The sequence below is a fragment of the Caballeronia sp. LZ008 genome, from assembly GCF_031451435.1.
Taxonomy (GTDB): domain Bacteria; phylum Pseudomonadota; class Gammaproteobacteria; order Burkholderiales; family Burkholderiaceae; genus Caballeronia; species Caballeronia zhejiangensis.
In genome coordinates this window covers 1,217,246-1,235,204 of the sequence record NZ_JARUXK010000004.1, presented here as the reverse complement: position 1 = coordinate 1,235,204, position 17,959 = coordinate 1,217,246, and the positions used below count along the sequence as shown (strand labels likewise).

Here is a 17,959-nt window from a genome sequence, read left to right as displayed (position 1 = left end):
GCTCCTTGAGTTATGACGTTTCGTCAGGGTCCATATCCATCATGAGCGGCACCGATGCGTGCTCGTGCACGACACGCCAGTCGCCATCGATCTTTCTGAAGCACACGGTCGCGCGCACGATGTCCTCCTGTTCGCCCACGGCGACGCGGTTGACGGAGTGCGCGTAAGCCAGATCGCCGCTCGCGGCGACTTCCACTTCCCGCATTTCGAATGAGAGCGGGGCTTTCATGCTGTCGAACCAGCGCCGCCAGTTCTCGCGATAGTGCTCGATGCCCCTGATCGACGCGGGCGGCACGACGTCGAACACGACGACATCCGGCGCGTAGTGGCTGACGAGCGTATCGACGTCTTTCGCCAGCACTGCCTGCCGCCACGCCTCGATCATTTCGCGGATGCGCGCGATATCGTCATGCGGATCCGTACGATCATTTGTATTCGCCATGCGAACCTCCTTTCGCATACGATGCCGCCGCGTCGTGACAATGCAACGGCAAACACCGATGCAGAACTATTTTTTGTGTTGTGTACACCGTCCACAAAAAGTAGCAGAGATAATGAACAGTGTCCACATAATCGAAGTCACACGAATCAAAATGACAAATGGCAAGCCGCGCAGCACCTATCGACATGGCGATTTGCGACGCGCGCTGATCGATGCGGGAATCGAACTCGCGCGCGAAGGCGGCCCCGACGCGATCGTCTTGCGGGAAGCCACGCGCCGGGCGGGCGTCGTGCCGAACGCGGCCTATCGTCACTTCGGGAGCCGTCAGGAATTGCTATCGGCGGTACGCTCGGCGGCGCTGTCATTCGTCGCGCAAGCAATGGAAGAGGAACTCGCGTCGCGCCCGAAGAAGCGCCGCCGTGCCGATGCGGCGCGCGCGGGTTTGCGCGCCATCGGCACGGGATATCTTCGTTTTGCGCAAAAGGAAGCGGGATTGTTTCGCACGGCGTTCGCGGCGCCGCAAACGGAATGGACGGAACACGAGGAAACCTATGGCGCGGGGCCGGGCGGTCTCGATCCGTTCGAGTTGCTGAGCCGCGCGCTGGACGACATGGTCGAGGCGGGCGCGCTCGAAGCGAAACGCCGGCCCGAAGCGGAATATCTAGCATGGAGCGCGGTGCACGGCTTCGCGCTCTTGCTGATCGAAGGCCCTTTGCAGGGGCTGAAGCGCACGCAGATCGAACCGCTTGCCGAGCGGCTTCTCGATATGGTCGAGGGCGGTCTCTGAAAGAAATCGCGCCGCACGGAGCGGCGCGAAGCATCATCGAATCAACTGAATTTCATTTCGCCGGTTCCGATGAGTCGGTTATCGGTTCGACCACGCTGAGCAACAAGAGCAGGCACAGCGTCGCGGTCCCGACCATGTACAGGAAGACCGCGGTCCAGTTATAGCTGTCGAGCAGCAGGCCGACCGCGAGCGGAGCGCAGGCGCCGCCGATTTGTCCGACCGAGTTCACGATGCCGAACGCCGTCGGATAGGTGGCCTTGGTTGCGAGACCCATCGGATACGCGGAGTAGCCTGCGAAGCCGATGCCGAGCATCAGGCCCGCGAGCATCAGCGCCGCGCCGAGATAGGCGACGCTGTCGGGCGCATCGATCAGCAGGAAGGTCATCAGCATCGTGCCGAGCGCGCCGAGCATCATCATCGGTTTGCGGCGTCCGCCAAGCAGACGATCGGAGATGATGCCGCCGAGCATGTTGCCCGTCACCGCGCCGATGAAAGGCGCCGATGCAAGGAAGCCCATCTTCACCGAAGCGAAGCCCTTCACTGTCACGAGATAAGTGGGAATCCACGAGATGAAGATGTTGCTGATGCCGATCATGCAGCCATAGCCCAGCGCGATGCCGAAGATATTCCACGAGCCGAAGACCTGGCGAATCGTTTCGAGCTGCGGCACGCGCTTCGTGCGATTGATAGCGTCGAGCCGGGGCATCGGCGTCATGCGCGCGCGCGACAGCGACTTGCCGCCGTTGCTGCCGACGGTCGTTTCATCGGCGATGTAGCGGCGCTCGGCGGGCGAGCAGAAGCGATTCTCGCTGGGCGAGTTCGTCACGAAGAACATCCATACGACGGCGAGCAGAATGCCCGGCACCGCGAACACATAGAAGATCTCGCGCCATCCCCACAACTGGATCACGATGATGCACACCGACGGCACGATCAGCGGCCCGAGCTTCGATGCGGCGATCCACAGGCCGGTGGCCGTGCCTTTTTCCTTTGCGGGGAACCATCGGTTGATGACGTTGGTGCAGCCGATGCCGAGCGGTCCTTCCGACAAGCCGAGACCCACGCGATACGCCATCAGCAGAAACACCGACGATGTCGTGCCCATCAATCCGGTGAATACCGACGTGAGAATCATGAAGACGGAAAACAGCAGGCCGGTGGTCTTTTCGCTGAGTCGCTTGTAGAGGAGGCCGACGGGAATCTGCACGAAGCCATAAGCGAAGGAGAACAGGCTCACGATGAGACCGGCCTCGGTATTGGTGATGTGATATTCCCTCTTCAGATACGGCAGCGCGATGCCGAAGTTGGCGCGATCCGCGCACGCGATCGCCCAGATGCAGAAGATCAGTCCCATCACGACCCAGCGGTGTTTCGTGTGTTTCTCCGCAACAGGTTCCGCTTTCGAGGAAGCGACGATGCCGTCAGCGTTGTTCATTGCGCTGTTGTCTCCGATGTTATGTGCAAGGCTTTATTGTCGATGTGCCTTCCGATGCTTCGAATTGTGGGGAGCGTGGACAAGAGCGTCCAATCTTTTATTGCTATTACCTGATTCCCGGATTGAATCGATCGAAGCGCGGCATGCAATGCGTCGATTCGTGGATCAATTGATAGCGTTTTGGGATTGGACGTTATCGCCGAAAGCAGACATGATCCGCTCCACATCGCAACGAACACCATGGAGCACGCGAATTGAAGCCGAGCATTCTGCAACTCAATCCCATCCTCGTACCGGCCATCAATGAAAAGCTGAATGCGCTTTATACGATGCATCGGCTGTTCGAGCAGGAAGACAAGGACGCGTATATCCGCGAACACGGCGCTTCGATTCGCGGCGTGATTACCGGCGGACATACGGGCATCGCCAACGATCTCATCGAACGCTTGCCTGCATTGCAGGTGATCGCGGTGAACGGCGTCGGCACCGATGCCGTCGACCTCGAATTCGCGCGCTCGCGCGGGTTGCCGGTGACGGGTACGTTCGGCGCGTTGACCGAAGATGTTGCCGATCTCGCCATCGGTCTCATCCTGACCACGCTGCGCGAGATCTGCCCCGGCAACGATTTCGTGAAGACCGGCAAGTGGGTGAACAACCCGAGCCCGAGCGCGATTCCGTTGTCGCGCCGATTCAGCGGCAAGCGCGTGGGCATCGTGGGCCTCGGCAAGGTGGGCCGCGCGATTGCGCAACGCGCCGCCGCGTTCGGTTGTCCGATCGCTTATACCGATGTACGCGCGATGGACGATATCGACTATCGCTTCGTGCCCGATCTGCTGTCGCTTGCGCGCGAAAGCGACATTCTCGTGCTCGCCGCTGCAGCCGATAAAGCGAAGGGCATCGTTAATGCGGCCGTGCTCGATGCGTTGGGCAAGGACGGTTATCTCATCAACATCGCGCGCGGCAAGCTCGTCGAGGAAAGCGATCTCGTCGAAGCGCTGTCGCGTGGCGTGATCGCGGGCGCGGGCCTGGATGTTTTCGTCGATGAGCCGAATGTGCCGGCCGAATTGTTCGGCATGGATCGCGTCGTACTGCAGGCGCATCGCGCGAGCGCAACGGTCGAATCGCGCACGGCGATGGGCGAGATGGTGCTCGCGAGTCTCGCTCAGGCTCTTGCGGGACAGCGCCCCGAAGGCAGCCTCACGACCTGACGCACGCGCATGAACGCGTCCGGGGCGAACATATAATGATCGGCCATCACCTCAACGTCGATTACGAATGCTCGATCTCGGACAAGTACGTTGCTTCGTTGCGGCCGCGACGGAACTGAACTTCAGGCGCGCGGCCGCGCTGCTCAACATGACGCAGCCGCCGCTTTCCAGACAGATTCATCTGCTCGAAGAAAACCTCGGCGTGAAGCTGTTCGAGCGCGTCGGGCGCACGGTCAAGCTGACGACCGAAGGGCGCGTGTTTCTCGCCGATGCAACGCGCCTGCTCAATCTTTCCGAGCAAGCCGAAAGCACCGTGAGGCGCGCGAGCAAGGGCAAGACCGGGCGCGTACGCATTGGCTTCACGGGCGCGGCGGGCTATGAGCTGATACCCGAACTGCTCGTCGCTGCGAAGCGCGATTTGCCCGATATCGACGTCGTGCTGCTCGAGATGATTTCCGTCGCGCAGATCGAAGCCTTCGAGGCAAACGCGATCGATCTCGGCTTCATGCGGCCGCTGCCTTCGCGGCAGAAAGTGGAGTTTCTTCTCGTCGACCGCGAGCCGATGATCGTCGCATTGCCTGCGGGACACGCGCTGTGCCGTTTCGACCGGCTCGAACTCACGCAGTTGCACGAGCAGCCCTTCATCATGCATTCGCCCACGCACGGCAAATACTTCTACGACCGCATCATGAGCATGCTCGTCGCCGATGAAGTGAAGCCGCACTTCACGCAATACATCGATCAGACGCCGACCATTCTTTCGCTCGTGCGTGCAGGGCTGGGCGTATCGATTCTGCCCGCATCGTCGCAACGGTTTCATTACGACAGTGTCGAGTTCAGGGAAATTGCGGGCAACGCCGTTCAGGCCGAAATGAGCATGGCGTGGCGTGCCGATCAAGACAATCCCGCCGTCACGGCGTTTAGGCACATGGCGGCGGAGTACTTCGCTACGCGGCGTGCGTGATCGCGCGCGCGGTCGCATCGATGGCGGCGCGAGCTTTATCGACGATTTCGTCGATCTCGTCATGCGTGACGACGAGCGGCGGCGAAAGCAACATGCGATCGTGACTCGCGCGCATCACGAGATTGCCCGCGAAACAGAAGTCGCGGCATATCGTGCCGATATCGTCGCCATTGGCAAAGCGCTTCTTCGTCGCGCGGTCTTCGGCAAGCTGAATGCCGGCGACGAGCCCCGTGCCCGCAATTTCACCGACGATCGCATGATCGCTTAACGCTTCGCGCAATCGCTTTTGAAAGTACGGCCCCGCATCGTGCTTTACGCGCGCGACGATGCCTTCGTCTCGCAGCAACTTGAGGTTAGCCACGGCCACTGCAGCCGCGACCGGATGCCCCGAATACGTGAAGCCGTGATTGAATTCGCCGCCATTCACGATTGCATTCGCGATGCGATCCGATAGCGCGACGGCGCCCATCGGCACATAGCCGCTCGTAAGACCTTTTGCGATCGTGATGACATCCGGCTCGAAGCCGAAGTGCTCGTGCGCGAACCACTCGCCTGTGCGGCCGAAGCCGCCGATCACTTCATCGGCGATCAAGAGCACGTCATGCTTGCGGCAGATGCGCGCGATCTCCGGCCAATAAGTCGATGGCGGAAAGATCACGCCGCCCGCGCCCTGAAACGGCTCGCCGATAAAAGCGGCGACGTTCTCCGCGCCGAGTTCGACGATCATATCTTCGAGCTGACGCGCACGCGCAATGCCGAATTCCTCTTCGTTCATCGCGCCGCCTTCACCGAACCAGTATGGCTGATCGATATGCGCGACATGCTCCATCTTCGATGGCATCTGCTCGTGCATATAGCTCATGCCGCCGAGCGTTGCGCCCGCGATCGTCGAGCCGTGATACGCATTCGCTCGCGCGATGACATAGCGTTTTTTCGTTTGTCCTTGCACGGCCCAATAGCGATGCACGGCGCGCAGCGCCGTATCGTTGGCCTCCGATCCGCTGTTGCAATAAAGAAAGCGATTGAACTTCGCGGGCGCGACATCGGCAAGCATCGCCGATAACTCGATGATCGGCGGATGCGTCGTCTTGAAGAAGGTGTTGTAGTAAGGCAGTTCCTGCATCTGTTTCAGTGCGGCATCGGCGAGTTCGCGGCGTCCATAGCCGACGTTCACGCACCACAAGCCCGCCATGCCGTCGATGATGCGCGTTCCCTCCGAATCCCACAGATACACGCCTGAGGCCTTCACGATCACGCGGCTGCCCGCGCGATTGAGCGCGCCCATATCGGAGAACGGATGCAGATGATGCGCGGCGTCGAGCGCGCGGTAATGCGCCGTCGAATCGATTCGATCGTTCATGTTGTCGGCTCCTTCAAACGTGCAATAGCAGATGCTTGCGTTCCCACGAACTGATCACGCGGAAGAACGCTTCGTATTCGGTTTCCTTCAGCGCGAGATAGGCGCGCACGAACTTCTCGCCGAACATTTCGGCAAGCGGCTCGCAAGCGCCCATCAGCGTGAGGCCTTCGTCGAGATTGCGCGGCAATTGATAAGGCTGGCGATAACCATCGCTCGCGAGCGGTTCGGTCGGTTCGAGATGTTGCGTCATGCCGAGATAACCCGCGGCGAGCGTGGCGGCAATCGCGAGATACGGATTGCAATCGACGCCCGGAATGCGATTCTCGATGCGTCGTGCCTGCGGCGACGAGTGCGGCACGCGAAAGCCGACGGTGCGGTTGTCATAGCCCCATTGCACGTTGATCGGCGCGGCCATGAAGCGCGATAGCCTGCGATAAGAGTTGATATACGGCGCGAAGATCGGCATGAGCGCGGGCGTGTATTTCTGCAAGCCCGCGATGTAGCTATAAAAGAGCCCCGTCGGTTCGCCTTCGCGATTGGTGAAGAGATTGCGGCCGGTCTCTTCATCGACGAGGCTCTGATGCACATGCATCGCCGAACCGGGTTCGTTTTCCATCGGCTTCGCCATGAAGGTCGCGTACATCTTGTGGCGCAGCGCGGCCTCGCGCACCGTGCGCTTGAAAAGAAACACGCGGTCCGCGAGATTGAGCGGATCGCCATGCAGAAAGTTGATTTCCATCTGCGCCGCGCCCACTTCGTGAATCAGCGTATCCACTTCGAGCTCCTGCATCTCGCAGTATTCATAGATGTCTTCGAAAAGCGGATCGAACTCGTTGACGGCATCGATCGAGTACGCCTGACGCCCCGTTTCCGCGCGCCCGGTTCTGCCCACCGGCGGTTGCAATGGCAGATCGGGATCGCGATTCATATCGACGAGAAAGAACTCGAGTTCGGGCGCGACGACAGGCCGCCAGCCCTTGGCGGCGAATTTATGAAGCACTTCGCGCAGCACGCGACGCGGCGAAATGGCGACAGGCGTGCCGTCGAAATGCACGCAATCGTGGATGACTTGCGCGGTCGGATCGGTGGCCCACGGAATCAGGCGGATCGTCGCGGGATCGGGCACGCAGACCATGTCGGGATCGGTGACGCCGGTGAAGCTGCCATCGACGGGATAGTCGCCCGTCACGGTCTGGATCATCACGGCTTGCGGCAGGCGCATCGCTTCGCCCGATTCGAACTTGCTGCGCGGAATGATCTTGCCGCGCGCGGTGCCGGCCATGTCGGGAATGATCGCTTCAACTTCGGTGATGCGATGTTTTCGCAGGAATTCGTCGATGCGTTCCATGTTCGTTCTCACGTTTCGATAGGGCGCACGCGTCCACGGCCTTCGCGATGCATCGCGAATGCGCGAAGAAGCAGGACGCGCGCGTTCACGCGTGCGGGCGCACGCGCGCGGACCAACAGCAGCTCGAGGAGAAAACGAGAGGAGGCGCTACGGCAGCAGCGAAGCCGCGCCGACGCAATGCACGGCGATGAACGCGCGCGCGGAAATCGCGTTGCGACGCCGCACGCAGCGGCGGGAGAGGACGGTCAGAACCGACAGGAAGCGGCGATCGGGAAGCTTGCCGCAGCGATCGGCGCGGGAGTGATGGCTCCTGCGTGCCAGAGGGCTTTGGACTTTCACGATAAGACTCGTTGGTCGAGTGGATTTGCAGAGCGATTGCCCATGCCGACAATTGCCCTTCAGCGAGCATATACGAGACATAAACGCCGTCAATACGTTTTTTCCAGTGGTTTTCACGCGGGATGTTTCTGTCGCGCCACGAGAAGGTTGCGCAATTCATCGATAATGTCGGCTCTTTCCGCCGAAATGCTCACAGAGCCGATGCTCTCCAACCTGCTCGTTCAACTCGTCAACGGCCTCGCCGATGCCTCTGCGCTCTTTCTCGTCGCTTCGGGACTGTCGCTGATCTTCGGCGTCACGCGCATCGTCAACTTCGCGCACGGCTCGCTCTATATGCTCGGCGTGTATGTCGCGTACAGCCTGGCGAGCCGCTTCGGCGAAAGCGTCGCGGGGTTCTGGGCGTCGATCGCGGGCGCCGCGCTATTGGTCGGCGCGATCGGCGCAGTAATAGAAGTGAGCGTGCTGAGGCGCATCTATCGCGCGCCGGAGTTGTTTCATCTGCTTGCCACGTTCGCGCTCGTGCTCATCATTCGCGATGCGGCGCTGTGGCTTTGGGGACCGGAAGATCTGTTCGGCCCGCGCGCACCGCATCTCGAAGGCGCGGTGCAGCTGCTCGGTCATGCGTTGCCCACCTATGACCTCGCGCTGATCGTCATCGGCCCGCTTGTGCTGTTCATGCTCTGGTATGCGCTCACGCGCACGCGCTGGGGCACGCTCGTGCGCGCGGCGAGCGCGGATCGCGAGATGCTCGGCGCGCTCGGCGTCAATCAGGCGTGGCTCTTTACCGGCGTGTTCTTCGTCGGCGCGATGCTCGCGGGACTCGGCGGCGCGCTGCAGGTGCCGCGCATGTCGGCGAATCTTTCGCTCGATATCGAGACCATCGGCAATGCGTTCGTCGTCGTCGTGGTCGGCGGCATGGGCTCGATTCCGGGCGCGTTCGTCGCGGCGCTATTGATCGCCGAAATCAAGGCGATGTGCATCGGCATCGGGAACATAACGATCATGGGCGTCGGCTTCTCGCTGTCGAAGTTCACGCTCGTCGCCGAGTTCGTCGTAATGGCGGTCGTGCTCGTGCTGCGTCCGTGGGGACTCTTCGGCCGTCCGCAGACGATCGCACGTTCCGCCGCGCCCGCCGACCGGCCTTTGCTACCCGCCATGCGAAACATGAGGATCGCGGCGTTCATCGCCGTGATCGCGCTTGCGCTCGCGCCGCTCGCCGCCGATGCGTTTCCGTACATGCCCGTGCTGTTCGTCGAGATCATGATCGCGGTGCTGTTCGCCGCGAGCCTGCACTTCATCATGGGACCGGGCGGCATGCACTCGTTCGGTCATGCGGCGTACTTCGGCCTCGGCGCATACGGCGCGGCGCTGTTTCTCAAGGTATTCGCGTTACCAATGGAAGCCGCGCTCGTGCTCGGGCCGCTGATTGCGGGCATCGGCGCGATCGTGTTCGGCTGGTTTTGCGTGCGCTTATCGGGCGTGTATCTCGCGATGCTCACGCTCGCGTTCGCGCAGATCGTCTGGTCCGTCGTCTTTCAATGGGATGCCGTGACGGGCGGCAGCAACGGCATATTGGGCATCTGGCCGTCGCCGTGGCTATCGTCTCCCGTCGCGTTCTACTACCTCACGCTCTTCTTCGCCGTCATCGGCGTATGGCTTTTGCGGCGCATGCTTTTCTCGCCGCTCGGTCTCGCGATGCGCGCCGGTCGCGATTCGCCGTTGCGCGCCGAAGCGATCGGCGTGAACGTCGCGCGCGTGCAGTGGGCCGCGTTCATCGTCGCGGCGCTCGTGTGCGGGCTCGCGGGTTCGCTCTATGCGTTCTCGAAGGGCAACATCTCGCCGGAAGCGATCAGCGTCGGCCGCTCCGTCGACGGCCTCGTGATGGTCCTGCTCGGCGGCATCCAGACGCTTGCCGGTCCGATCGTCGGCGCGAGCGTGTTCACCTGGCTGCAGGATGCCGTCGCGCGTCAGACCGACTACTGGCAAGCGCTGCTCGGCGCGGCGATCCTCGTGCTCGTCATCGCGTTTCCGCAAGGCATCGCGGGTTTCGTGCGCGAGCGCTTTTTCAGGGAGGCGCAATGAGCCTGCTATCCGTCGCGCATCTCTCGAAGTCGTTCGACGGTGTGGACGCCGTCGACGACGTTTCATTCGATCTCGAAGCCGGTCAATTGCTCGCGCTCATCGGTCCGAACGGTGCGGGCAAATCGACGTGCTTCAACATGATCAACGGTCAGCTCAAGCCGACTTCCGGCGCGATCCGCTTCGACGGTCACGATATCGCGGGCATGCGTCCGCGCGATATCTGGCGGCGTGGCGTCGCGCGCACGTTTCAGATCGCCGCGACCTTCAATTCGATGACCGTACTCGAAAACGTGCAGATGGCATTGCTGTCGCGCGAGCGGCGCATCTACAGGCTGTTCGGGCGCGTCGAATCGTGGAGGGAAGACGATGCGATGGCGTTGCTCGGTCTCGTCGGCATGGCGATGCATGCGCGCCGCAGTTGCGCGGTGCTCGCATACGGCGACGTGAAGCGCGTCGAGCTTGCTATCGCGCTTGCAAATCATCCGAAGCTCTTGTTGATGGACGAACCGACCGCTGGCATGGCGCCACAGGAACGCAATGAATTGATGACGCTCACCGCGCGTCTAGCGAAAGAGCGCAACATCGGCGTGCTGTTCACGGAGCACAGCATGGACGTGGTCTTTTCACATGCGGACAAGCTGATCGTGCTCGCGCGCGGACGTCTCATCGCACAAGGCGATGCCGAAGCGATCCGCGACGATGCCCGCGTGCGCGAGGTCTATCTCGGCACGGGCGCATCGTATGCGCCGCGTGCGGCGTTGAATGCGGGAGCATCGTCATGACGCTGCTCAAAGTCGATGCGTTGAATGCGTTCCATGGCCGCGCGCAAATACTGTTCGATGTCGGCTTCGAAGTCGGACGAGGCGAAGTGGTCGCGCTGATGGGCCGCAACGGCGCGGGCAAGTCCACGACGATGAAAGCCGTCATGGGTCTTCTGCCGCGCATATCGGGCGCGGTGTCGTTCATGGGCGAAGACATCGCGGGCATGGCGCCGCATCGCATCGCGCGCAAGGGGCTGGGTTACGTGCCCGAAGATCGCCGCGTGTTCGGCGATCTCACGGTGATGGAGAACCTCGACACGGGCCGGCAGCCGCCGCGCGAAGATGCGCCATCGTGGACGCCCGAAAAGCTCTTTCGCGTGTTCCCGAATCTCGGCGAAATGCGCAATCGCCGCGCGAGCCGCATGAGCGGCGGCGAGCAGCAGATGTTGACCGTATCGCGCACACTGATGGGCAATCCGCGCCTCGTGTTGCTCGATGAGCCATCGGAAGGTGTCGCGCCTGTCATCGTCGAACAAATGGCCGATATGATTCTCGAACTGAAGCGCGAAGGGCTCGCCATACTGCTGTCGGAACAGAATCTGCATTTCGCGGAACTCGTCAGCGATCGCGTTTATGTGCTGGAAAAAGGGCAGATTCGCCATGAAGGCCCAATGCACGCATTCGCGAGCGACGATGCCGCGCGCCGCGAGTTGCTCGGTGTTTAAACGATCATTCAAACGGAGAGGAGAAGATTCAATGGCGCCAATGCGCTTCACTATCGCGGCCATCGCAGCGGGCATGGCGTTCGCCGCGCACGCCGACACCATCAAGATCGGCGAGATCAATAGCTATAAGGCGCAGCCCGCGTTTCTCATGCCGTACAAGAACGGCTGGAATCTCGCGCTCGACGAGATCAACGCGGCGGGCGGCATCAACGGCAACAAGCTCGAAGTCGTCTCGCGCGACGACAACGGCAATCCCGGCGATACAGTGCGCGTCGCGCAAGAGCTCGTCGCGCGCGAGCAGGTGAAATTGCTGTTCGGCGGTTATCTGTCGAATACGGGTCTCGCGCTCGCGGACTTCGCCAAGCAACGGCGCATCTTCTTCCTCGCAGCCGAGCCGCTCACCGACAAGATCGTCTGGCAGGACGGCAACAAGTACACATATCGGCTGCGTCCTTCGACTTACATGCAGGTCGCGATGCTCGTGCCCGAAGCCGCGAAACTCGGCAAGAAGCGCTGGGCGCTCGTCTATCCGAACTACGAGTACGGGCAATCGGCGGTGGCCACGTTCAAGCGCTTGCTGAAGGCCGCGCAGCCGGATGTCGAGTTCGTCGCGGAGCAGGCGACGCCGCTCGGCAACATCGATGCAGGCGCGGTCACGCAAGCGCTCGCCGATGCAAAGCCCGACGGCATCTTCAACGTGCTCTTCAGCGCGGACCTCGGCAAGTTCGTGCGTGAAGGCAATACGCGCGGCCTGTTCAAGAATCGCGCGGTCGTATCGCTTTTGACGGGCGAGCCGGATTATCTCGATCCGCTCGGCAAGGAAGCGCCGGTCGGCTGGATCGTGACGGGTTATCCGTGGTATTCGATCGATACGCCGGCGAACAAGAAGTTCGTCGCCGCTTACGAGGCGAAGTATCACGACTATCCGCGCCTCGGATCGGTCGTCGGCTATACGGCGATGATGTCGATTGCGAACGGCCTGAAGAAAGCGGGCTCGCCCGACGCCGACAAGCTCGCGGCCGCATTCAAGGGCTTGCCTGTCGATACGCCGTTCGGTCCGATCACGTATCGCAAGGAGGACAATCAATCGACGATGGGCGCGTATGTCGGCGTAACCGGGCTGAAAGACGGCAAGGGCGTGATGACGTCCTTCCGTTATGTCGATGGCGCGAGCGTGCAGCCATCGGACGATGAAGTGAAGAAGCTGCGTCCGGCTGACTGAAGCGTCAATCCTTCGGAAAGGGCTTGCTGACGAATTTCGAACCGGCAAGCCCGAAACGCCACGGCACGTCCATCGCCTTGCTGATGCCGATGCGCGGTCCTTGAACGATCGCGCATTCTTCCTCGGGCGGCTCGATATGAAACGGCGCTTCGAGCAGCGACATGCCATTGTTCTTGTGCGTGATGCCGAGCGCCTGCGCGACGCGGCCCGGTCCCGAGCACAGCAGTTTGATCGGCGCAAGGCCGCGCCGCTCGCGCATTTCATCGATGCCGACGAGCGGTTCGATCGCGCGAATCAGCACGCCCGCGCCATGGCCGGCTTCGCGGCACACGAAATTCATGCACCAGTGAATGCCATAAGAGCGATAGACATAGACATGCGCGGGCGGCCCGAACATGGCTGCATTGCGCGGCGTCGGACCGGAGAAGCTATGCGAGGCCGGATCTTCGCGGTCGTACGCTTCCGTTTCGACGATGCGGCCGCCGATACCGTCGACGGTCACGATCGCGCCGATCAGGCGTTGCGCGACGATCTCGGACGGCGCGTAGAAATCGATGGGTTTGGGCTTCGTGTTCACAAGCGGTATTCTAGCCGCGCCCCGTAGCAGATCCTCAAGCTCAGGAGACGCCGAATGAAGACTTCGTGGTTTCTCAGGTTCTCGAATGCGCTCGCGCAATTAGCGGGCCGCGCATCGACCTTCGTCATCGCCGTGGTGCTCGTGATCGTCTGGGCCGTCTCGGGACCGCTCTTTCACTTCAGCGATACATGGCAGCTCGTCATCAATACGTCGACGACGATCGTCACTTTCCTGATGGTGTTCTTGATCCAGAACACGCAGAACCGCGACACCGCAGCGATGCAGATCAAGCTCGACGAACTGATTCGCGCAATCGACAAGGCGCATAACGCGCTGCTCGATCTCGAAGAGCTCGATGAAAGGGAACTCACGGTTTTTCGCAAGCGTTATGAAAAGCTCGCGCAAGAAGCGCGCGATAATTTCCGCTCGGCAAGCAGCGATATCGACATGCCTTCTTTTCCACAAGACGAGAAGCGCGATGGATAAAGCTTGCATGGAAAGGCATGAAAGAGCGGCCCTGGATAATAATCTTGCGAGTTGCGCAAACTGCGTGACAAAAGCAGGTAATAAAAGGTAATCTTTCGGTTTCGGGGCGGCGCGCTCAGCGCTGCGCCGCGCGCCTGGCTCCGGAATCGCTCAGGTTTTGTCGAGCCGTTTCTTACGAGCGCATTTCGCCAGACATCAGTAAGCGGTTTCTCTAAAGTTTGCGGGATCTGCTTAAAACGATAGGGCGCCCGTCTTGTCGATTGGTTAAAAATAAAAAAAGAAAAAATCCACTCTCTAAAGTATTTCGGATTGTTGCCGACAAAGGGCGCGCGCATCGTTTTTCTAAACCTCGGAAAGAGGCCATTTCAGGCTTTAATTCGCGAAGTTATTCCTTCCCAAAATGGCTAGGATGGGTCCTGCCCGGTATTCCTTTTGCCGGGTCCACACCTACCTAAACCCTTGAAGGAAAGAAAAATGCGCAAACTGATGAAGGCATTCGTGCGCGACGAGCGCGGCGTCAGCGCGATGGAGTATGCAGTCCTGGCCGGCATCGTCGTGCTGGCGCTCGGCGCGATGGCGAGCACGTTCAGCACCAGTGTCGGAACGATGTTCTCGACCCTGTTCGACAAGGTCACGACGGCACAAAGCAGCGCGAACTAACAAGCGCCGGCCCACACAACAACGAGACCAACGTGCAGCTCTTGTCTCTTGCCATCCGCCTGATCGTGCTCTGCGTGCTGCTCTGGCTCGCGGTCATCGACGTGCGCTCCCGACGCCTGCCGACCAAAATCGTGCTGGTCGTCGGGGCGCTCTTCTTTGCCGACGCGCTGGCGCGCCGCATGCCGGTCGACGATGTCATCGTGCATCTGCTGCTCGCGATTGGCGTATTCCTGGTCTGCGCCGTGCTGTTCGCGGCGAAAATGCTGGGCGGAGGCGATGCGAAACTCGCCTCCGTGATTTTTCTCTGGGCCGGACTCGCTTTGTCCTTGCCCGCCTTAACCCTGATTTCCGTAATCGGGACCGTCGTGTCCCTCATCAGCCTCGCGACGCGCCACATGGACCCCGTGCAACGGTTCATGCCCATGAAAGCGCTCGCGATGTTCTCCGGCGCGCGCGGCGTTCCGTACGGCGTGGCCCTCGCGCTCGGCGGCGGTCTCGTGATCGTGCTGCCGGCGCTCATGCCTTTCTTTGCGATCCGATAGGACGGCGCGCTCATGTCCAACATCATTAAGTTCGCCATGCTTCTGATCGGCGCGCTGCTCATCGCGCTCATCGTGCGCGTCGTGGTCGCGAGCGCTTCGCGCCCGGCCAATCAGCCCGTGACGACCGAGAAGGTGCAGGTGAGCGCCGCTGATCTGCCCCAAGGCCTGCTTCTGCGCGACGAAGACCTCGCGTGGAAGGCGATGCCCGCCAACCAGATTCCGCCCAACGCGATCATTTCGGGCGCGCAGAACGCGCCCGACCTCAAGGGCGCGCTGCTGCGCCATCCGGCCGCGAGCGGCGCGGTGCTGACCGCGGCCGATGTCTTTTTGCCGAACGCACCCGGCTTTCTCGCCGCGACGCTCAAGCCCGACATGCGCGCCGTGTCCGTCGCGGTCGATGACGTCTCCGGCAACGCAGGTCTGATTCAGCCGGGCGATTACGTCGATCTGTTGCTGACGCAGCAAATGGAGCGCCGCACCGATTCGCCGGACATGGCCGTATCGAGCGAAACCGTGGTCGAGCACGTACGCGTGCTGGCCGTCGGCTCGGAGATCAAGCGGCCCAAGAACAACGGCGACAGCAGCGAGCCCATCGCGCGCGCCCGCACCGTGACGCTCGAAGTGACGCCGCGCATGGGCGAGGTCGTCGCCGTGGCGGCGCGCCTCGGTTCCCTTTCGCTCGCGCTGCGCAGCTTCGCGACCGACAAGCGCGATCCGAACGCATCGGCGACTGCGGCGGCGCCTGCATCGTCCGCGCAGCACGCGCCGATCTGGGCCGGCGACATCTCGCGCGCCGTGCGCGATCTGCCGCGCTCGCGCCAGACGCAGGTCAGCGCGCCGGTTCGCGTGGCGGCGCCCGCGCGTCCGGTCACGATCTATCGCGGATCGGAGAAGGGCGAAGCCGGTGCGACGGTCGCGCAGGTCGGCGGATCGTCGGACGCCGCGCCGCCGATTCCCAGCGTGCCGGCCCGATGAGCATCGTCCGCCGCGGCCGAACGCGGCGCCGATATGGAGCAGCAGCATCAAGTCACGGCAGCACAGTGCCAGGATCGAATCTCATGAGAACGCAGTTGGACTTCAGCAGCATCGAAAGACGGAGCGCGCGAACCGTGCGGAACGCACGAATCGCGCTCGCGTGCGCCGGCGCGCTGCTGGCGGGGTCCGTAGCGGCGGCGCAGCCGGTCATGTCCACGAAGCCCGGCGATGACGCCGCGCCCGCCATGCAGCTCGCGCAGCAGACTCGCGTGCGCGCCGCGGCGTCTGCGCGGACCGCGCTCGCCGCGCCGGCGGACGCCGCCGTCACGCTCGGCCCGCTTACGCTCGACGCGGGCAAGGGCACGATGCTGCGCCTGCCCGAGGATGCGACTTCGGTGTTCGTGGCCGACCCGTCGATCGCGGACGTGCATGTGCCTTCGCCCAAGACCGTGTTCGTGCTCGGCAAGAAGAACGGCACGACGACCTTGTATGTGCTCGGGCCGGGCAACAAGACGCTGCTTCAGCGCACCGTGGTCGTCGCGCGCGACATGCTCTCGGTGCGCAACATGCTCGCCGCGCGCTTTCCGAACCTGAACCTGCAGACGAGCTCGGGCCAGGGCTCGCTGCTCGTCTCCGGCCAGGTGCCGACTTCCAGCGATGCCGATGCGATCGTGCAGGCGCTGACGCCGTTTCTCGCCGACAAGGAAGTGCTCATCAACCGCCTGACGGTGGACCGTCCGCTGCAGGTGCAGTTGCGCGTGCGCATCACGGAAGTGGACCGCAACGTGACGCAGCAGCTCGGCATCAACTGGCAGGCGCTCGGCAATTCGGGCAACTGGCTCGGCGGGCTCTTCGCGGGCCGCGCGATCCAGAATCTGAGCCAGCCGATCGTCGGTTCGAACGGCGGCGTCGTGTATCCGATCAACCTGCCGTCCAACAACGCGTTCTCCGTTCTCGCGGGCTTCAAGGCGGGCAATACGGACATTCGCGCGCTCATCGACGCACTGAATCAGGAAGGCCTGCTCACCGTGCTCGCCGAGCCGAATCTCGTCGCGATGTCCGGCCAGACCGCGAGCTTCCTCGCGGGCGGCGAGTTTCCGATTCCCGTCTCGCAGACCAACGGCGCGATCTCGGTCGAATTCAAGCAGTTCGGCGTCAAGCTCGACTTCACGCCGACCGTGCTCAACGAACGCCGCATCAGCCTGAAGGTGCGCCCGGAAGTGAGCCAGATCGATTCGACCGCGAGCGTGACGACCGGCGGCGTGACCGTGCCGGGCCTCTCGGTGCGCCGCGCCGATACGACCGTCGAGCTGGCGAGCGGCCAGAGCTTCGCGATCGGCGGGCTGTTGCAGAGCAATACCACCGACATCGTTTCGCAGATTCCCGGCATCGGCTCGATTCCGGTGCTCGGCAAGCTGTTCTCGTCGTCGAATTACCAGAACAACAAGACCGAGCTGGTCATCATGGTGACGCCGTATCTCGTCGAGCCGACCGATCCCGCGAAGCTGCGTTCGCCGCTCGATTCGCTGATCTCGCCTTCGAGCGACGTCGAATACAGCTTCCAGCGCAAGGCGGGCGCGCAGCCGTCCGCATCCGAACCGCGTCTCGTCGGCGCGGCGGGCTACGTCTACTGAGCGCCCAGCCATGAAACTCGCACTTCGCCCGACCCGCGTCTCGACCCTCGCCGTGCTGCTCGCGCTCGCGTGCGGCCTGTCCGGGTGTTTCCACCCGCCGCGCAACATGCCCAACGAATCGGTGATCGGCTATGACGGCACCGGCGCCGTGCCGCCCGATTGCGCGGCGCTCTCGCGCCCGCCCGTTCTCTCCGATGCCGGCAGGCAGCGCCCGTCGATGCAATGGGGCTGCGCGACCTACACGAATCTCGCGGCGCAGCTCGCGCGTCCGGCCGATATCGTCGCGCCGCAGCCGCTCGGCCCCGCCGACGGCGCGACCGCCGCCAGCGCGATGCGCCGCTACGAAACCGGCCACGTCCTCCAGCTCGACAAGTCGTCGACGCGCGATTCGAACTAGCGCCTTCACGGACCG

The 17,959-nt window shown here is 62.3% G+C and carries 19 protein-coding genes; 13 read left to right on the top strand and 6 right to left on the bottom strand.

Annotated elements, in window-relative coordinates; genetic code table 11:
• Positions 1-10 precede the first annotated feature (10 nt).
• Positions 11-442, bottom strand: a complete 432-nt coding sequence (locus QCE49_RS30720; RefSeq protein ID WP_008352894.1) for a nuclear transport factor 2 family protein — start codon at positions 440-442, stop codon at positions 11-13.
• A gap of 151 nt (positions 443-593) precedes the next feature.
• On the opposite strand from QCE49_RS30720, the gene QCE49_RS30715 reads away from it, so the two are divergent.
• On the top strand, positions 594-1,229 hold the full coding sequence (locus QCE49_RS30715) for a TetR/AcrR family transcriptional regulator (RefSeq protein ID WP_008352896.1): 636 nt from the start codon (positions 594-596) through the stop codon (positions 1,227-1,229).
• 52 nt (positions 1,230-1,281) lie between these two features.
• Here the strand turns inward: QCE49_RS30715 and QCE49_RS30710 are convergent, their stop codons facing one another.
• Positions 1,282-2,664, bottom strand: coding sequence for an MFS transporter (locus QCE49_RS30710; RefSeq protein WP_250458014.1), 1,383 nt, complete (start codon positions 2,662-2,664; stop codon positions 1,282-1,284).
• A gap of 254 nt (positions 2,665-2,918) precedes the next feature.
• Here QCE49_RS30710 and QCE49_RS30705 point away from each other — a divergent pair, with 254 nt between their 5' ends.
• Together QCE49_RS30705 and QCE49_RS30700 are read left to right on the top strand one after the other, a co-directional pair.
• A complete protein-coding gene (locus QCE49_RS30705; protein ID WP_250436036.1) occupies positions 2,919-3,872 on the top strand; it encodes a 2-hydroxyacid dehydrogenase in 954 nt (317 codons plus the stop codon).
• A gap of 67 nt (positions 3,873-3,939) precedes the next feature.
• Complete coding sequence (locus QCE49_RS30700) at positions 3,940-4,836, top strand: LysR substrate-binding domain-containing protein (RefSeq protein ID WP_008352900.1); 897 nt, start codon at positions 3,940-3,942, stop codon at positions 4,834-4,836.
• On the opposite strand, the gene QCE49_RS30695 is transcribed toward QCE49_RS30700, so the two are convergent.
• From QCE49_RS30695 to QCE49_RS30685, 3 genes are all read right to left on the bottom strand, one after another.
• The gene (locus QCE49_RS30695) at positions 4,820-6,196 is read right to left on the bottom strand and encodes an aspartate aminotransferase family protein (RefSeq protein WP_250458013.1); all 1,377 of its coding nucleotides are present in this window, start codon (positions 6,194-6,196) and stop codon (positions 4,820-4,822) included. The two genes, QCE49_RS30700 and QCE49_RS30695, sit on opposite strands and share 17 nt — an antisense overlap.
• Positions 6,197-6,209: 13 nt before the next feature.
• Positions 6,210-7,544, bottom strand: coding sequence for a glutamine synthetase family protein (locus QCE49_RS30690; RefSeq protein WP_250458012.1), 1,335 nt, complete (start codon positions 7,542-7,544; stop codon positions 6,210-6,212).
• A 147-nt stretch (positions 7,545-7,691) separates the two neighbouring features.
• On the bottom strand, positions 7,692-7,883 hold the full coding sequence (locus QCE49_RS30685; RefSeq protein ID WP_008352906.1) for a hypothetical protein: 192 nt from the start codon (positions 7,881-7,883) through the stop codon (positions 7,692-7,694).
• A 201-nt stretch (positions 7,884-8,084) separates the two neighbouring features.
• Here QCE49_RS30685 and QCE49_RS30680 point away from each other — a divergent pair, with 201 nt between their 5' ends.
• The 4 genes from QCE49_RS30680 to QCE49_RS30665 are packed head-to-tail and all read left to right on the top strand — an operon-like array spanning position 8,085 to position 12,673.
• Entirely contained in the window at positions 8,085-9,965 is a 1,881-nt protein-coding gene (locus QCE49_RS30680; protein ID WP_250458011.1) for an ABC transporter permease, read from the top strand.
• Positions 9,962-10,747, top strand: coding sequence for an ABC transporter ATP-binding protein (locus QCE49_RS30675; RefSeq protein WP_250458010.1), 786 nt, complete (start codon positions 9,962-9,964; stop codon positions 10,745-10,747). Before QCE49_RS30680 ends, QCE49_RS30675 begins: the two co-directional genes overlap by 4 nt.
• The gene (locus tag QCE49_RS30670) at positions 10,744-11,451 is read left to right on the top strand and encodes an ABC transporter ATP-binding protein (RefSeq protein WP_249798690.1); all 708 of its coding nucleotides are present in this window, start codon (positions 10,744-10,746) and stop codon (positions 11,449-11,451) included. Before QCE49_RS30675 ends, QCE49_RS30670 begins: the two co-directional genes overlap by 4 nt.
• Positions 11,452-11,482: 31 nt before the next feature.
• Positions 11,483-12,673, top strand: coding sequence for an ABC transporter substrate-binding protein (locus QCE49_RS30665; RefSeq protein WP_008352910.1), 1,191 nt, complete (start codon positions 11,483-11,485; stop codon positions 12,671-12,673).
• A 4-nt stretch (positions 12,674-12,677) separates the two neighbouring features.
• On the opposite strand, the gene QCE49_RS30660 is transcribed toward QCE49_RS30665, so the two are convergent.
• Positions 12,678-13,250, bottom strand: a complete 573-nt coding sequence (locus QCE49_RS30660) for a DNA-3-methyladenine glycosylase (RefSeq protein ID WP_008352911.1) — start codon at positions 13,248-13,250, stop codon at positions 12,678-12,680.
• A gap of 54 nt (positions 13,251-13,304) precedes the next feature.
• Between QCE49_RS30660 and QCE49_RS30655 the strand changes: the two genes are divergently transcribed.
• From QCE49_RS30655 to QCE49_RS30630, 6 genes are all read left to right on the top strand, one after another.
• Entirely contained in the window at positions 13,305-13,736 is a 432-nt protein-coding gene (locus tag QCE49_RS30655) for a low affinity iron permease family protein (protein ID WP_250458009.1), read from the top strand.
• Positions 13,737-14,210: 474 nt separating this feature from the next.
• On the top strand, positions 14,211-14,396 hold the full coding sequence (locus QCE49_RS30650) for a Flp family type IVb pilin (RefSeq protein ID WP_175979510.1): 186 nt from the start codon (positions 14,211-14,213) through the stop codon (positions 14,394-14,396).
• Between the two features lie 32 nt (positions 14,397-14,428).
• The gene (locus QCE49_RS30645) at positions 14,429-14,938 is read left to right on the top strand and encodes a prepilin peptidase (protein WP_008352914.1); all 510 of its coding nucleotides are present in this window, start codon (positions 14,429-14,431) and stop codon (positions 14,936-14,938) included.
• A gap of 12 nt (positions 14,939-14,950) precedes the next feature.
• Positions 14,951-15,913, top strand: coding sequence for a Flp pilus assembly protein CpaB (gene cpaB, locus QCE49_RS30640; protein ID WP_008352917.1), 963 nt, complete (start codon positions 14,951-14,953; stop codon positions 15,911-15,913).
• A 245-nt stretch (positions 15,914-16,158) separates the two neighbouring features.
• Entirely contained in the window at positions 16,159-17,547 is a 1,389-nt protein-coding gene (locus QCE49_RS30635) for a type II and III secretion system protein family protein (RefSeq protein WP_409017617.1), read from the top strand.
• 10 nt (positions 17,548-17,557) lie between these two features.
• Complete coding sequence (locus tag QCE49_RS30630; protein ID WP_250440716.1) at positions 17,558-17,944, top strand: CpaD family pilus assembly lipoprotein; 387 nt, start codon at positions 17,558-17,560, stop codon at positions 17,942-17,944.
• The last annotated feature ends 15 nt before the right edge of the window (positions 17,945-17,959 follow it).

Coding starts and splice junctions, on each gene's coding strand:
- QCE49_RS30720 (WP_008352894.1), bottom strand. CDS start 442: ATGGCGAATACAAATGATCGTACGGATCCGCATGACGATATCGCGCGC.
- QCE49_RS30715 (WP_008352896.1), top strand. CDS start 594: ATGACAAATGGCAAGCCGCGCAGCACCTATCGACATGGCGATTTGCGA.
- QCE49_RS30710 (WP_250458014.1), bottom strand. CDS start 2,664: ATGAACAACGCTGACGGCATCGTCGCTTCCTCGAAAGCGGAACCTGTT.
- QCE49_RS30700 (WP_008352900.1), top strand. CDS start 3,940: ATGCTCGATCTCGGACAAGTACGTTGCTTCGTTGCGGCCGCGACGGAA.
- QCE49_RS30695 (WP_250458013.1), bottom strand. CDS start 6,196: ATGAACGATCGAATCGATTCGACGGCGCATTACCGCGCGCTCGACGCC.
- QCE49_RS30690 (WP_250458012.1), bottom strand. CDS start 7,544: ATGGAACGCATCGACGAATTCCTGCGAAAACATCGCATCACCGAAGTT.
- QCE49_RS30680 (WP_250458011.1), top strand. CDS start 8,085: ATGCTCTCCAACCTGCTCGTTCAACTCGTCAACGGCCTCGCCGATGCC.
- QCE49_RS30675 (WP_250458010.1), top strand. CDS start 9,962: ATGAGCCTGCTATCCGTCGCGCATCTCTCGAAGTCGTTCGACGGTGTG.
- QCE49_RS30670 (WP_249798690.1), top strand. CDS start 10,744: ATGACGCTGCTCAAAGTCGATGCGTTGAATGCGTTCCATGGCCGCGCG.
- QCE49_RS30665 (WP_008352910.1), top strand. CDS start 11,483: ATGGCGCCAATGCGCTTCACTATCGCGGCCATCGCAGCGGGCATGGCG.
- QCE49_RS30655 (WP_250458009.1), top strand. CDS start 13,305: ATGAAGACTTCGTGGTTTCTCAGGTTCTCGAATGCGCTCGCGCAATTA.
- QCE49_RS30650 (WP_175979510.1), top strand. CDS start 14,211: ATGCGCAAACTGATGAAGGCATTCGTGCGCGACGAGCGCGGCGTCAGC.
- cpaB (WP_008352917.1), top strand. CDS start 14,951: ATGTCCAACATCATTAAGTTCGCCATGCTTCTGATCGGCGCGCTGCTC.
- QCE49_RS30635 (WP_409017617.1), top strand. CDS start 16,159: ATGCAGCTCGCGCAGCAGACTCGCGTGCGCGCCGCGGCGTCTGCGCGG.
- QCE49_RS30630 (WP_250440716.1), top strand. CDS start 17,558: ATGAAACTCGCACTTCGCCCGACCCGCGTCTCGACCCTCGCCGTGCTG.